The sequence below is a fragment of the Brachybacterium sp. genome, assembly GCF_036379615.1.
Lineage (GTDB): Bacteria > Actinomycetota > Actinomycetes > Actinomycetales > Dermabacteraceae > Brachybacterium.
In genome coordinates, this window is the sequence record NZ_DASVGJ010000010.1 from 1 (window position 1) to 11,784 (window position 11,784).

General features: G+C 69.8%; 11 protein-coding genes. 1 reads left to right on the top strand and 10 read right to left on the bottom strand.

The window, feature by feature from the left end:
* Positions 1-449: 449 nt before the first annotated feature.
* Complete coding sequence (locus VF289_RS02650; protein ID WP_330880818.1) at positions 450-1,148, bottom strand: demethylmenaquinone methyltransferase; 699 nt, start codon at positions 1,146-1,148, stop codon at positions 450-452.
* A 166-nt stretch (positions 1,149-1,314) separates the two neighbouring features.
* On the opposite strand from VF289_RS02650, the gene serC reads away from it, so the two are divergent.
* The gene (gene serC / locus VF289_RS02655; protein WP_330880820.1) at positions 1,315-2,478 is read left to right on the top strand and encodes a phosphoserine transaminase; all 1,164 of its coding nucleotides are present in this window, start codon (positions 1,315-1,317) and stop codon (positions 2,476-2,478) included.
* Positions 2,479-2,554: 76 nt separating this feature from the next.
* Here the strand turns inward: serC and VF289_RS02660 are convergent, their stop codons facing one another.
* The 9 genes from VF289_RS02660 to VF289_RS02700 all read right to left on the bottom strand — a co-directional run bounded on the left by VF289_RS02660 (position 2,555) and on the right by VF289_RS02700 (position 11,777).
* Positions 2,555-3,076 (bottom strand): MarR family transcriptional regulator, encoded by a 522-nt coding sequence (locus VF289_RS02660; protein WP_330880822.1) that lies wholly within the window; start codon positions 3,074-3,076, stop codon positions 2,555-2,557.
* Positions 3,073-4,575, bottom strand: coding sequence for an NCS2 family permease (locus VF289_RS02665; protein ID WP_330880824.1), 1,503 nt, complete (start codon positions 4,573-4,575; stop codon positions 3,073-3,075). The genes VF289_RS02660 and VF289_RS02665 overlap by 4 nt, the downstream gene beginning before the upstream one ends.
* A gap of 154 nt (positions 4,576-4,729) precedes the next feature.
* A complete protein-coding gene (gene nagB, locus VF289_RS02670) occupies positions 4,730-5,527 on the bottom strand; it encodes a glucosamine-6-phosphate deaminase (RefSeq protein ID WP_330880894.1) in 798 nt (265 codons plus the stop codon).
* A gap of 191 nt (positions 5,528-5,718) precedes the next feature.
* The gene (locus tag VF289_RS02675; protein ID WP_330880826.1) at positions 5,719-7,092 is read right to left on the bottom strand and encodes an NAD(P)/FAD-dependent oxidoreductase; all 1,374 of its coding nucleotides are present in this window, start codon (positions 7,090-7,092) and stop codon (positions 5,719-5,721) included.
* Positions 7,093-7,155: 63 nt separating this feature from the next.
* A complete protein-coding gene (locus VF289_RS02680) occupies positions 7,156-8,109 on the bottom strand; it encodes a Ppx/GppA phosphatase family protein (protein ID WP_330880828.1) in 954 nt (317 codons plus the stop codon).
* Positions 8,106-8,726: a DUF501 domain-containing protein gene (locus tag VF289_RS02685; protein WP_414644430.1), complete on the bottom strand. Its 621-nt coding sequence runs from the start codon at positions 8,724-8,726 to the stop codon at positions 8,106-8,108. Before VF289_RS02685 ends, VF289_RS02680 begins: the two co-directional genes overlap by 4 nt.
* Positions 8,723-9,403 (bottom strand): septum formation initiator family protein, encoded by a 681-nt coding sequence (locus VF289_RS02690; protein WP_330880830.1) that lies wholly within the window; start codon positions 9,401-9,403, stop codon positions 8,723-8,725. The genes VF289_RS02685 and VF289_RS02690 overlap by 4 nt, the downstream gene beginning before the upstream one ends.
* A gap of 31 nt (positions 9,404-9,434) precedes the next feature.
* Positions 9,435-10,718 carry a phosphopyruvate hydratase gene (gene eno, locus VF289_RS02695; RefSeq protein ID WP_330880832.1) on the bottom strand — a complete coding sequence of 428 codons (1,284 nt, stop codon included), beginning with the start codon at positions 10,716-10,718 and terminating at the stop codon, positions 9,435-9,437.
* A gap of 66 nt (positions 10,719-10,784) precedes the next feature.
* Entirely contained in the window at positions 10,785-11,777 is a 993-nt protein-coding gene (locus VF289_RS02700) for a MazG nucleotide pyrophosphohydrolase domain-containing protein (protein ID WP_330880834.1), read from the bottom strand.
* Between the last annotated feature and the right edge of the window lie 7 nt (positions 11,778-11,784).

The window sequence follows — 11,784 nt, forward strand, 5'->3', positions numbered from 1 at the left end:
AACTGCTGTATCATCCGTTATAAAATTGCCATTCAAACTAAATGGCATCAACAAACAGACACGCTATTGAGATATCAAGCAACACGCGCACTCAGTCCTACTCACCCTTCCGGGCTTCCGTTCCGAGGCAACTCCGCTAACCTATGCGGCCCAGCTCCCCAAGTCAAATCGCTGCGGTGTGATCCGCGCCGCGATCCTCTCTCGGAAGACCTAGCATGCCTGGTCAGTGCGGGAATCTCGGTCCGGATCCATGTCCGTTCCTCGTTCCCGTTGTCCGGGGCACGAGGAAGAACATTACGCACCCCCCAACACCCCGTCAAGCCAGAACGCCCCTTTTCGAAGTGGCCTCGACCACACCCCGCCTGTGGGAACGTCCGTGCAGGTGGCGAGGCTGTGCGCGCTTCGCGCTCGTCACCGGGCGGGCCTCCTCCTGAAGGGGCCGAACCGCCTCAGGTGGCGGGGACGACTCCGCGATGGAGGGCGACGATTCCACCGCTGAGGTTGCGGTACTGGGCCTGTTCCATACCGGCCGCGAGGAACCATGCCCGCAGCTGCTCCTGGTCCGGCCATTCGAGGATCGACTCGGCGAGGTACTCGTAGGCATCCACGGTCGTGGCGACCGTGCCGGCGACCGCCGGCAGTGCGCGCAGCAGGTACTTCTCGTAGACGGTGCGGAACGGTCCCCACGTCGGGGTCGAGAATTCGCAGACGACCACGCGGCCGCCGGGGCGCACCACCCGGACCATCTCGGCCAGCGCCAGGCGGGGCTCATGCACATTGCGCAGCCCGAAGGAGATGACCGCTGCGTCGAAGGAGTCGTCGGCGAAGGGCAGATGCTGTCCGTCGGCCCCCACGAACGGGACCGGTGCACCGCGCCGGCGCCCCTCGGCCATCATGCCGAGCGAGAAGTCCGCGGCGACCACCTGGGCTCCTGCCTGTGCGATCGCCGTCGTAGACGTCCCGGTCCCGGCGGCGAGGTCCAGGACCTGCGCGCCGGGAGCGATCTGCAGTGCGTCGACCATGAGATCGCGCCACATCCCCACCTGTCCCAGCGCCGCGACGTCATTCATCAGGTCGTAGCGCTTGGCGATGCCGTCGAACATCGTGGCGACGTCGTACGGCTGCTTCTCCAGATCGGCACGGCTCATGCCTAGATCCTCGCATGCCGGTTCGCCCTCACGGACCGGCCTCGTGGGCCGCGCTCTTGCGCCGCGCTCACGGACCGCGCTCGGCAGTAGGCTCGGGCGCTGGAACAATGGGGGCGGCGCCCAGCACGTCGGCGCCCACGGCCCACTCTTCATGAGGAGACTCCGAATGACCGCAGCCAGCACTGCTCGCACCGATGCCCTCCGCGCTCTGTCCATTCCCGAGCAGCTGCTGCCCGGCGACGGTCGTTTCGGCTCCGGTCCCTCTCGCATCCGCGCAGAGCAGATGGAGGCGCTGCAGTCCGTTTCCCGCACGGTGATGGGCACCTCACACCGGCAGGCACCGGTCAAGCAGCTCGTGGGTCGCATTCGCGCGGGGCTGTCCTCCTTGTTCGAGCTGCCCGAGGGCTACGAGGTGGTGCTCGGCAACGGCGGGTCCACCGCCTTCTGGGACATGGCGGTGTTCGGCCTGATCGAGCGCCGCTCCCAGCACCTCGTGCTCGGGGAGTTCTCCCAGAAGTTCGCGACCGAGTCCGCCGGCGCGCCGCATCTCGGGGAGCCCGAGGTGCTGTCCGCGGCGCCCGGCACCTGCCCCTCGCCCCGGGCGAACGCCGATGTCGACGCCTACGCCTGGCCGCACAACGAGACCTCGACCGGGGTGATGGTCCCGGTGCGGCGCCCTGCCGGGGCGAGCGAGGACCAGCTGGTGCTCGTGGATGCGACGTCCGTGGCCGGCGCCGCCGCAGTGGACGTCGCGCAGACCGACGCGTACTACTTCGCGCCCCAGAAGGCCTTCGCCTCCGACGGCGGCCTCTGGCTGAGCGTGCTCTCCCCCGTGGCGATCGCCCGGGCGGAGCGCCTCGCGGCAGACGGAAGCCGGTGGATCCCGTCGTTCCTGTCGCTCACCAGCGCGATCGACAACTCCCGCAAGGACCAGACCCTGAACACCCCGGCGGTGGCGACCCTGGTCCTGCTCGCCGAGCAGATCGACTGGCTGCTCGCACGGGGCGGCCTGTCCTGGGCGGACGAGCGGACCCGGACCACCAGCGGCATGCTGCAGGACTGGGCATCGCGACGTGAGGAGATCACGCCGTTCGTCACGGATGCGGCGTCCCGATCCCAGGTGGTGACCACGCTGGATGTGGACGGGAGCATCGACGCCACCGCCATCACGTCCGTGCTGCGTTCCCACGGAGTGGTGGACATCGAGCCCTATCGGAAGCTCGGCCGCAACCAGCTGCGGATCGCGACCTTCCCCGCGGTGGGCGAGGAGGACGTGGCGGCGCTGATCGCCGTGCTCGACCACGTGCTGGATGCCACCGCCGACGCCTGAGAACGCGACCGACGAGGACGGCCGGAGCACCCGCGCGGATGCTCCGGCCGTCCTCGTCCTGGTTCCGCAGGAAGAGTCACTGGCGAGGCGGGATGAGGATCTCCCGCAGCACCTCTGCCGCCTCGCGCAGCGACGCCCGCTGATCCGGCGAGGCGGCATCGATCCTCTCTCGGAGCCAGGCATCCCGATGCTCGCGGCCCGCGAGCACCACCTGCTTCCCCTCCTCGGAGAGGGTCACCCTCACCTGACGACCGTCTCCGGGATGCGCTGACCGGCTCACGAGCCCCGCCTGCTCCAGACGGCCCAGGATCCGAGTCATCACCGGAGGGCTGACGTGCTCGAAGTCCGCGAGCGCGCCCGGTGTGGACTCGCCGGTGCGCTCGAGGTAGGCGAGGACCGAGAACTGCGGCGCAGAGACGTCACCCGAGGCCGACTGGGAACGCAGGATGCGCGAGGACACCAGCAGCACCCGCTGGAGCTCGGCGGCGAGCTCGGCGGTCGGCCCGTCAGCGAACTCGGCGGTCCGCCCCTCAGCACGATCAGCTGCGGGACCGGCCTCGTCGGGGGCCTCCTCCGGGGCGGGCTCCCGCACACTCACAGCAGGAGACCCTCGATCGCGCCGCGCAGGAAGTACGCGACGAACAGCAGCGCGATGAGATACATCAGCCAGTGGATCTCCCGTGCCTTGCCGCGGACCACGCGGATCAGCACGTACATCACGAAGCCGGCGCCCATCCCCACCGTGATCGAGTATGCGAACGGCATGAGGATGATCGTGAGGAACGCCGGGACCGCGACCTCGACATCGGTGAAGTCGATATCGGTGATCTGAGTCATCATCAGGAAGCCCACCATGACGAGTGCGGGGGTGGCCGCCTCGTAGGGGACCATCGCGACCAGCGGCGAGAAGAAGGTGGTCAGCAGGAACAGGCCGCCGACCATCACGGCCGAGAGGCCGGTCCGGGCACCCTCGGCCACCCCGGAGGTGGACTCGACGAAGCTGGTGTTCGAGGAGACGCCGCCGATGCCGCCAGCGATCGCGGCCGCCGAGTCCACGACCAGGATCCGCTGGGAATGCGGGATGTCTCCGGCCTCGTCGACCAGACCCGCACCGGACGCCACCCCGACCATCGTGCCCATGGTGTCGAAGAAGTCCGCCAGCAGCAGGGAGAAGACGATCACGCTGGCGCCGATGACACCGGCGGCGGTGATGCCGCCGATCGGGTCGACGGTGAAGAGGGTCGCGAAGTCGGGCAGCTGGATCGGCGGGCCCGTGATCGCTGGGACGTTCATCGCCCAACCGGCGGGGTTGCCCGGATCCTCACCGGCAGCGGGGGTGAATGCGCCGAGATGCAGGACCTTCTCGATCACCAGGGCGAGCACGGTCGCCGTCACGATCGCGATGAGGATCGCGCCGGGCACCTTCCGGATCCACAGCACGAACATCAGCAGCAGCCCGGTGACGAACACGAAGGTGGGCCAGCCGGTGAGCGAGCCGTCGTTGCCCAGCTGCACCGGGGTGCCGGCTGCGCTGGTCACGAACTTCGCGTTGAACAGCCCCAGGAACGCGATGAACAGGCCGATGCCCACGGCGATCGCCGTCTTGAGGAAGGGCGGAACCGCGTTGAAGACGGCCCGGCGGAAGCCGGTGAGCACCAGCACCAGGATGACGATGCCCTCGAGGAGCACCAGGCCCATCGCACCGCCCCAGGTCATCCCCGGCAGGGAGACGACGGAGTAGGCCAGATAGGCGTTCAAACCGAGCCCGGCGGCCAGGGCCAGGGGGAACTTCGCCCAGACCCCCATCACCAGGCTCAGAAGGCCCGCGATGAGCGCCGTGCCCGCGGCGACCGCAGGCAGGTTCGGCTCGGTGCCACCACCGAGATACATCCCGGTCGAGTCCGGCACGGTACCGATGATGAGCGGGTTCAGCACCACGATGTAGCACATCGAGAAGAAGGTGACCAGCCCGCCGCGGATCTCCCGACCCACGGTCGATCCGCGCTCGGAGATCTTGAAGTAGCGGTCCAGGGAGGACCGGGGCGCGGTGTCGACGGCGATGGCGGTCTGGGAGGAGGGGGGATCAGCCTGCTGCATGGGAGGAATCGTATCCGCCAGCTCCTCCCGGGCCAGCGCCCGAGGGGCGGACGTGCGCGATCTCCCGGTTCCTGCTGTGAGGGCGGTGCCGAGCCGTCGCTGCGGTGAGAGCGCTGCCGTGAGATCGCTTCGGTGAGGGCGCTGTCGCGCGGGCTCAGCCGCGGGCGTGCAGCGGGTGCTCGACGTCGAGCCGTCGCGAGTAGCGGTAGAAGTCCGCGAGCTCGAGCCGGGAGGCCGCGGCCTCGTCGACCACCACGGTGACATCCGGGTGCATCTGCAGAGCAGTCGCGGGCCAGCGAGCGCTGATCGCGCCTTCGACGAGCTTCCCGACCGCCTCTGCCTTGCCCTCCCCGGAGGCGGTCAGCACGATCCGCCGAGCCTCCAGGATCGTGCCCAGGCCCTGGCTGAGCGCGCGGAGCGGGACCTCCTGCGCGCTGGAGAAGTAGCGGGCGTTGTCCTCGATCGTGGAACGGGTCAGTCCGACCACTCGGGTACGGGAGGACAGTGAGCTGCCGGGCTCGTTGAACGCGATATGACCGTTGGAGCCGATCCCGAGGATCTGCAGGTCCACTCCCCCGGCCTCGCCGATCCGTCGGTCGTAGGACGCCGCCTCGCCGACGGGATCGCTCGAGGCACCGTCCGGGGAGACGACCGCGGCATCGTCGATGTCGATGTGCGCGGTGAAGTTCTCCCGGATGAAGCGGTGATAGCTCTGTTCGTGCCCTGCGGGCAGACCCACGTACTCGTCGAGCAGGAAGGCGCGGCTACGGGCGAAGGAGAGGCCGTCCTCGCGGTGGCGACGGATCAGCTCGGCGTAGGCCGGGACCGGTGAGGATCCGGTCGCGAGCCCCAGCACCGCGCCGGACTCCCCTGCCTCCTGCAGCGTACGGGTGAAGACGTCAGCGACGACGTGCGCACCGGCGGCGGCATCGGCCACGATGTGGATCTCCATAGTCCTGCCCTTCATCACGGCACGCCTTGTCCGGGTCACCGCTGGTCGTTTCTGCGCGTTCTCTGGCGATACCGAGCATAGACGCTCATTGCACCTCCCCGGACGCACGAACGCTGCCGTACATCGTGTGTACGGCAGCGTTCGCTGCGAGGGGACGGGAGTGCCTGCTCAGGCAGGCGCTCCCGGCCGGATCACTTCTTCTTGCCGGCGTTCGCGGCGTACTCGAAGGCCGCGCGGGGCGTCTCGCTCTGCGGGATGCCGATGATGTCGCGGCGCGAGATCAGGTTGGTGGCCCAGCCCGCGATGACGGATGCCTTGCGACCCAGGGTGGGCATCGCGTACACGTGGTACGAGCGCGCCATGACCCAGGCCGGGAGGCCGCGCACGTCGACCTCCTTGTCGCCCAGCTGCAGGCGAGCGACGCCCTTGTACATGCCGAGGGTCGCCATGACGCCGAGGTTCTTGTGGTAGTAGTCCACCAGCGGGCGCCCCTGGACGGAGCGCGCGATGTTGTCGGCCAGGCGCTTGGCCTGACGCACTGCGTGCTGGGCGTTGGGCGGGCAGAACTTGCCCTCCCCGGAGGCCAGGTCCGGGACCGCGGCGCAGTCGCCGGCGGCGAAGACGTTCTCCAGCGGGCCGTCGACGCCGTTGACCCGCAGGTCCGCGAGCGCCTCGAGCTTGCCCATGAGCGGGCCGCGCTCGGTGACGACCGGGAGGTCGGAGACCTCGGAGTCCGAGAGCACCGGGGCGGGCTTCACACCGGCGTTCCAGACCAGCAGGTCGGTCTCGAACTCGTCGCCGTCGCTGGTCTTGATGACGCCGTTCTCGGCCGAGTTGAGGAACGTCTCGAGCTTGACCTCGATGCCGCGCTCACGCAGCTGGTTCAGCACATAGGCGCGCTGATCCTCGGTGAGCTCGGGGAAGATGAAGGGTGCACCGTCGACGAGCACGAAACGGATGTCCGAGGCGTGCAGATCGGGGTAGTAGCGCAGGGCGTCGCGGACCATGTCCTCGGCCTCGGAGACCGCCTCGCCGCCGGCGAAGCCGCCGCCGATGAAGGTGAAGGTCAGCAGGCGCTTGCGGACGGCCGGGTCCTTCGTGGTCGCGGCCTCGGCGAGGTTCGCCAGGATCCGGTCGCGGACAGCGGTCGCCTCTTCGATCTGCTTGAAGCCGATCGCGTTCTCCGCGAGGCCCGGGATGGGCAGCAGGCGCGGCACCGCACCCAGCCCGACGACCAGGTAGTCGTACGCGATCTCGAGCTTCTCGTCATCCTCGAGGTCCACCACGACGGTGTTCTCCGCACTGCGGATCGCGGAGACCGAACCGGTGACGACCTTGGCGCCGGGAAGCACCTTGCGCAGGGGCGCGAGCACGTCGCGCGGGTTGATGCTGCCGGCGCCGACCTCGGGGAGGAAGGGCGCGTAGGTCATGTACGGGCGCGGGTCCACGACCGTGATCGCGACCTCCGCGCCGAGGGTCTTGCGCAGCTCGGACGCGGTCGTCAGACCGACGGAACCGCCTCCGAGGATGAGGACATGGGGCTTGCCGCCGAAAGTATTGGTCATATGCACAGCCTAGAACCGCGAAGGCCCTGACACAAAAGAGCCCGCCTGGTGAGCACCCCCGGGTCAGGGCACCCGGTCGAGCAGATCCTGCGCCAGTCCGTCGAGGATGTCGTGCTCGCTGGTGCGGGTCACGGTGAGCTGCGCCTCTGCCGCGACCCTCTCCACGACACGCGCCCAGATCAGTGCGCCTGCCCCGATGACATCGATGCGACCAGGGTGGATGACCTTTCGCCGCGCACGCTGCTCGCGGGTCTCACCGAGCAGCTCGCCGCACACCTCGGCCACTTCGTCGACGCTCAGGGTCGCTCCATGGGTGACCTCAGGACGATAGTCCTCGAGGCCGGAGGCGACGGCAGTGACAGTCGTCACTGTTCCGGCGACACCCACCAGGGCGGCGGCGCGTGCCAGGGGCACCACGGCCGCAGCCCGTTCGAGGTGGTCGTCGATGTCGCCGACGGCCGCCGCGATCTCGGCCTCGGTGGGCGGGTCCGAGGCGAGGTGCCGCTCGGTCAGACGCACCGAGCCGATGTCCATGCTGATCCGATGGGTCGGCGCCGTGATCCCGAGCACCAGCTCGGTGGATCCCCCGCCGATGTCGACGACCAGCCGGGGCCCCTCGGGAAGGTCCGCGACGGTGCTCACCGCACCGCGGAAGGACAGAGCGGCCTCCTCCTGCCCGCTGATCACCTCGGGGGTGACGCCGAGGATCCCGCGGATGCCCTCGATGAAGTCGTCCCGGTTGGAGGCGTCACGGGTCGCGGAGGTGGCGACGAAGCGGACGTCCTGCACGGCGACGCCATGGTGCTCGATGAGCGTCTGGTACCCGCGCGCGGCGTCGAGCGTCCGCTCGACCGCCACCGGGTCGAAGCGTCCGGTGCGGTCCACGCCGAGCCCCAGGCGGACCATCTCGAGGTGCCGTTCGATGTCGACGACGGCCCCGGACGCCTCGTCCCGTCGGGCGATGAGGAGCCGGATCGAGTTGGTGCCGCAGTCGATCGCGGCGACGGGGGCGCTCATCGGGTCTCCCCCGCAGCGTCCTCATCTGTCGCGGCCTCGTCCGTCCCTGCCTCGTCCGTCCCTGCCTCGCCCGTCCCTGCCTCGTCCGTCGCGGCCTCGTCCTCGCAGCGGCACAGCAGCGCCGGCACGACGCCCTCGATCCTCGGCAGCACCGCGTCGGCGATCGGGTTGATACCCGGCCCCTCGGCGAGCGCCTGACCGGCGAGCGCGTGGAGGCACTTCACCCGGGTGGGCATGCCCCCGGAGCTGACATGGTCGACCTCCTCCGCCCGGCCGATCTCCGCCCGACGGGCGAGATAGCGCTCGTGGGCGCGCTGGTAGGCGGCGGCGAGCTCGTCATCCTGCTCGATCTGCTCGGTGAGCTCGGCCATCAGGCCGATGGCCTCGAGGCGCGAGATCTCCAACGTGAGCCAGGGCAGAGTCAGGTAGAGCGAGGTCGGGAAGGGGGTGCCGTCCTCGAGCCGCGGAGCGGTGCGGACCACGGCCGGCCGGCCGCAGCCGCAGCGGCGCGCGATCGAGACGACGCCGCGCATGTCGCGTCCGAGCTGCGCGCGCATCACCTCGTGGTCATGCTCCGTCGCGGGGCTCTCGAAAGGCAGAGGGGGCAGTGTGCTCACTGGTCGGGATCCTGATCGGTGGTGTCGTCGGCGGGGTCCTGCTCGGAGACGTCGTCGTCGGTCGACCCGGTCTCGTCGGGAATGTCCTCGGGGGTGAGTCGGCTGGAGCCCTCCACGCTCTCCCAGAGCACGGAGAACCACTCCCCCTCCTTCGCGGCCTCCGCAGCCTGCTCGGCCTCGGTGAGGGGGACGTCGCGGCCGGAGGTGTCCGTGAGCCGGTACTGGGTCTCGCCCGGCATCGCGAACAGGAGCCGCTCGCGTGCACGGGCGGCGACATAGGTGGGGTCCTCCCAGCGGGCGACCTGCTCGCGCAGATCCTCGACCTGCTCCTCCTGCTGGCCGACCTGGGTCTGCAGCTCCGCGAGCTGCTGGCGCTGCGCGACGTAGGTGTTGACCGTCGGCACGAGTGCGGCCAGGGCGACGACCACCAGCGCGACCAATGCGAGCGTGCGCCGCGTGATGGTGATGCCGGGGCCGTCCTCCTCCGGGCCGTTCGCCGGCGCGGCCGCGGGGCGGGAGGCCGCGGCCGGACCGCGAGAGCGGGAGCTCTTCGAGGAGCCGGAGCGTGAGCCGGTCGCGGAGGGGCGGGAGCTGGTCCGTGCCCCGGGGCGTCGTCCTCCGGACGCAGGGACCGGGCGCCTCGTCGATCGCGGGGCGCCCGGTCGTCTGCTGCTCATGGGACGAGGTTACAACCTCGTCCTGGGGAGCTCAGGCGGTGAAACGCGGGAAGGCGTCGGCACCGGCGTAGCGGGCGGCCTCCCCCAGCTCCTCCTCGATGCGCAGGAGCTGGTTGTACTTGGCCACGCGCTCGCCACGGGCGGGGGCGCCCGACTTGATCTGACCGCAGTTGGTGGCCACGGCGAGATCGGCGATGGTGGTGTCCTCGGTCTCACCGGAGCGGTGGGACATCATGGCCTTGAAGCCTGCACGGTGGGCGAGATCCACCGCGTCGAGGGTCTCGGACAGCGAGCCGATCTGGTTGACCTTGACCAGGAGCGCGTTCGCGGAGCCCTCGGCGATGCCGCGGGCGAGACGCTCGGGGTTGGTGACGAAGAGATCGTCGCCGACCAGCTGGGTCTTGGTGCCGACCCGATCGGTCATGGCCTTCCAGCCCTCCCAGTCGTCCTCATCCAGCGGGTCCTCGATCGAGACCAGCGGGTAGGCGTCGACGAGCTCCGCGTAGTACTCCACCATCTCGGCGGAGGTCCGCTTCTGGCCCTCGAACAGGTAGCTGCCGTTCTCGAAGAACTCGGAGGCGGCGACGTCCAGCGCCAGGGCGACGTCCGTGCCCGCCTCGAACCCGGCGCGGCCGATGGCCTCGACGATCAGGTCCAGCGCTGCGCGGTTGGAGTCGAGGTTCGGCGCGAAGCCGCCCTCGTCGCCCAGACCGGTGGCCAGGCCCCGCTCCTTCAGCACGGCCTTGAGCGCGTGATACACCTCGGCGCCGACGCGCATGGCCTCGGAGAAGGTCTCCGCACCGATCGGCGCGATCATGAACTCCTGGATGTCGACGTTGGAGTCCGCGTGGGAGCCGCCGTTGAGGATGTTCATCATCGGGACCGGCAGGACGTGGGCGTTGGGGCCGCCGACGTACTGGTAGAGCGGGATCCCGGCGGAATCGGCCGCGGCACGGGCGACGGCCAGGGAGACGCCGAGGATGGCATTGGCACCGACGGTGCCCTTGTTCGCGGTGCCGTCGAGCTCGAGCATCGCGGCGTCGATCGCGCGCTGCTCCTGCACGTCCATGCCCAGGATCTTCGGCTGGATGTCGGCCACCACGGCGCCGACGGCGTCCAGGACGCCCTTGCCCAGGTACCGGGCCTTGTCGCCGTCGCGGCGCTCGACGGCCTCGAAGGCGCCGGTGGAGGCGCCGGAGGGCACGGCGGCACGGGCGAAGGTGCCGTCGTCGAGCAGGATCTCCACCTCGACGGTGGGGTTTCCTCGGGAGTCGAGGATCTCGCGGGCGTGCAGGGCATCGATCAGGGCTGCCATGGGCTGTTCCTTCCTTCGGGTGAAGTTCCGTCACGGCCGGTCGGCGCTGACCGTCCATCGGACAGTCTAGGCCGAGACACCGGGATCACGATCCTCAGTGCCCTCGGTGGCGGGGCGCTCGGTCGCCGGAGCCTGCCGGTCCGGGCCGGCTGGAGCGTCTGCGTCTGCGTCTGCGTCTGCGTCTGCGTCTGCGTCTGCGTCGAGGATCCGCCGGGTGCGGGAGAGCAGGGCGCGCAGCGCCGTCTCGGGATCGTCGTCCCGGGATTCGGCGACGACCACCAGATCCAGCAGCGAGCGGGAGAGGTCCCCGCTCCATCGCGCAGCGTCCTCTGCGCCGGCGGCGGCGTCAGCGGCTTCGAGCAGCTCCGTGAGCCGCCCCTCGGAACGCGCACGGTGCACGACCTTCGCCGCGGTCTGCAACGACGGCAGGTCGGCAGGTATCCCGTCGAACCAGCCCTTGCGACGGCCACCGTTCGCCGCACTCTCCGCCGCCTTGACGGCATGCCACTGGGCGATGATCTGCTCGACGTCCTCCCGGTTCTCGAGGGCCTGCTCCGGACGCTCCCCGAAGATGTGGGGATTGCGGCGCTCCATCTTCGTGACGAACGCTCGGGCGACGTCGTCGACGTCCCACGGCGGATCCTCCTCTTCGCCCACTCTGGCATGAAACAGGATCTGGAAGAGCAGGTCACCGAGCTCGTCGGCGAGAGCCCCTGGCCCATGTGCGGCGGGGTCGTCGATCACCTCCAGGACCTCATGGGTCTCTTCGAGCAGGTAGCGGGCGAGCGAGACGTGGCTCTGCTGATGGGTCCAGGCGTCCCCGTCGGGCGCCCGCAGCGCCTCCATCACCTCCACGGCGCGCAGCAGAGCGCTGCCTCGGCCGGGCCGGGCGGCTCCGGCTCCGGGATCGTCCCCGCGGATCGGCGTCTGCTCCGGCACGTGCCTGCGCCCCGGTCCGCGCTCGAGATCGCGCTCACGTCCGAGCTCGACATCACGCTCGAGTCCGTGCTCGTGCTCGTGCTCGTGCTCGTGCTCGTGGGGGGTCTGCGGCTCGCTCACGGGAGCG

Bases quoted from the DNA above. Each gene is read 5' to 3' on its own strand.
- VF289_RS02650 (WP_330880818.1), bottom strand. From the start codon at position 1,148: ATGAGCCGTGCCGATCTGGAGAAGCAGCCGTACGACGTCGCCACGATG.
- serC (WP_330880820.1), top strand. From the start codon at position 1,315: ATGACCGCAGCCAGCACTGCTCGCACCGATGCCCTCCGCGCTCTGTCC.
- VF289_RS02665 (WP_330880824.1), bottom strand. From the start codon at position 4,575: ATGCAGCAGGCTGATCCCCCCTCCTCCCAGACCGCCATCGCCGTCGAC.
- nagB (WP_330880894.1), bottom strand. From the start codon at position 5,527: ATGGAGATCCACATCGTGGCCGATGCCGCCGCCGGTGCGCACGTCGTC.
- VF289_RS02675 (WP_330880826.1), bottom strand. From the start codon at position 7,092: ATGACCAATACTTTCGGCGGCAAGCCCCATGTCCTCATCCTCGGAGGC.
- VF289_RS02680 (WP_330880828.1), bottom strand. From the start codon at position 8,109: ATGAGCGCCCCCGTCGCCGCGATCGACTGCGGCACCAACTCGATCCGG.
- VF289_RS02690 (WP_330880830.1), bottom strand. From the start codon at position 9,403: ATGAGCAGCAGACGACCGGGCGCCCCGCGATCGACGAGGCGCCCGGTC.
- eno (WP_330880832.1), bottom strand. From the start codon at position 10,718: ATGGCAGCCCTGATCGATGCCCTGCACGCCCGCGAGATCCTCGACTCC.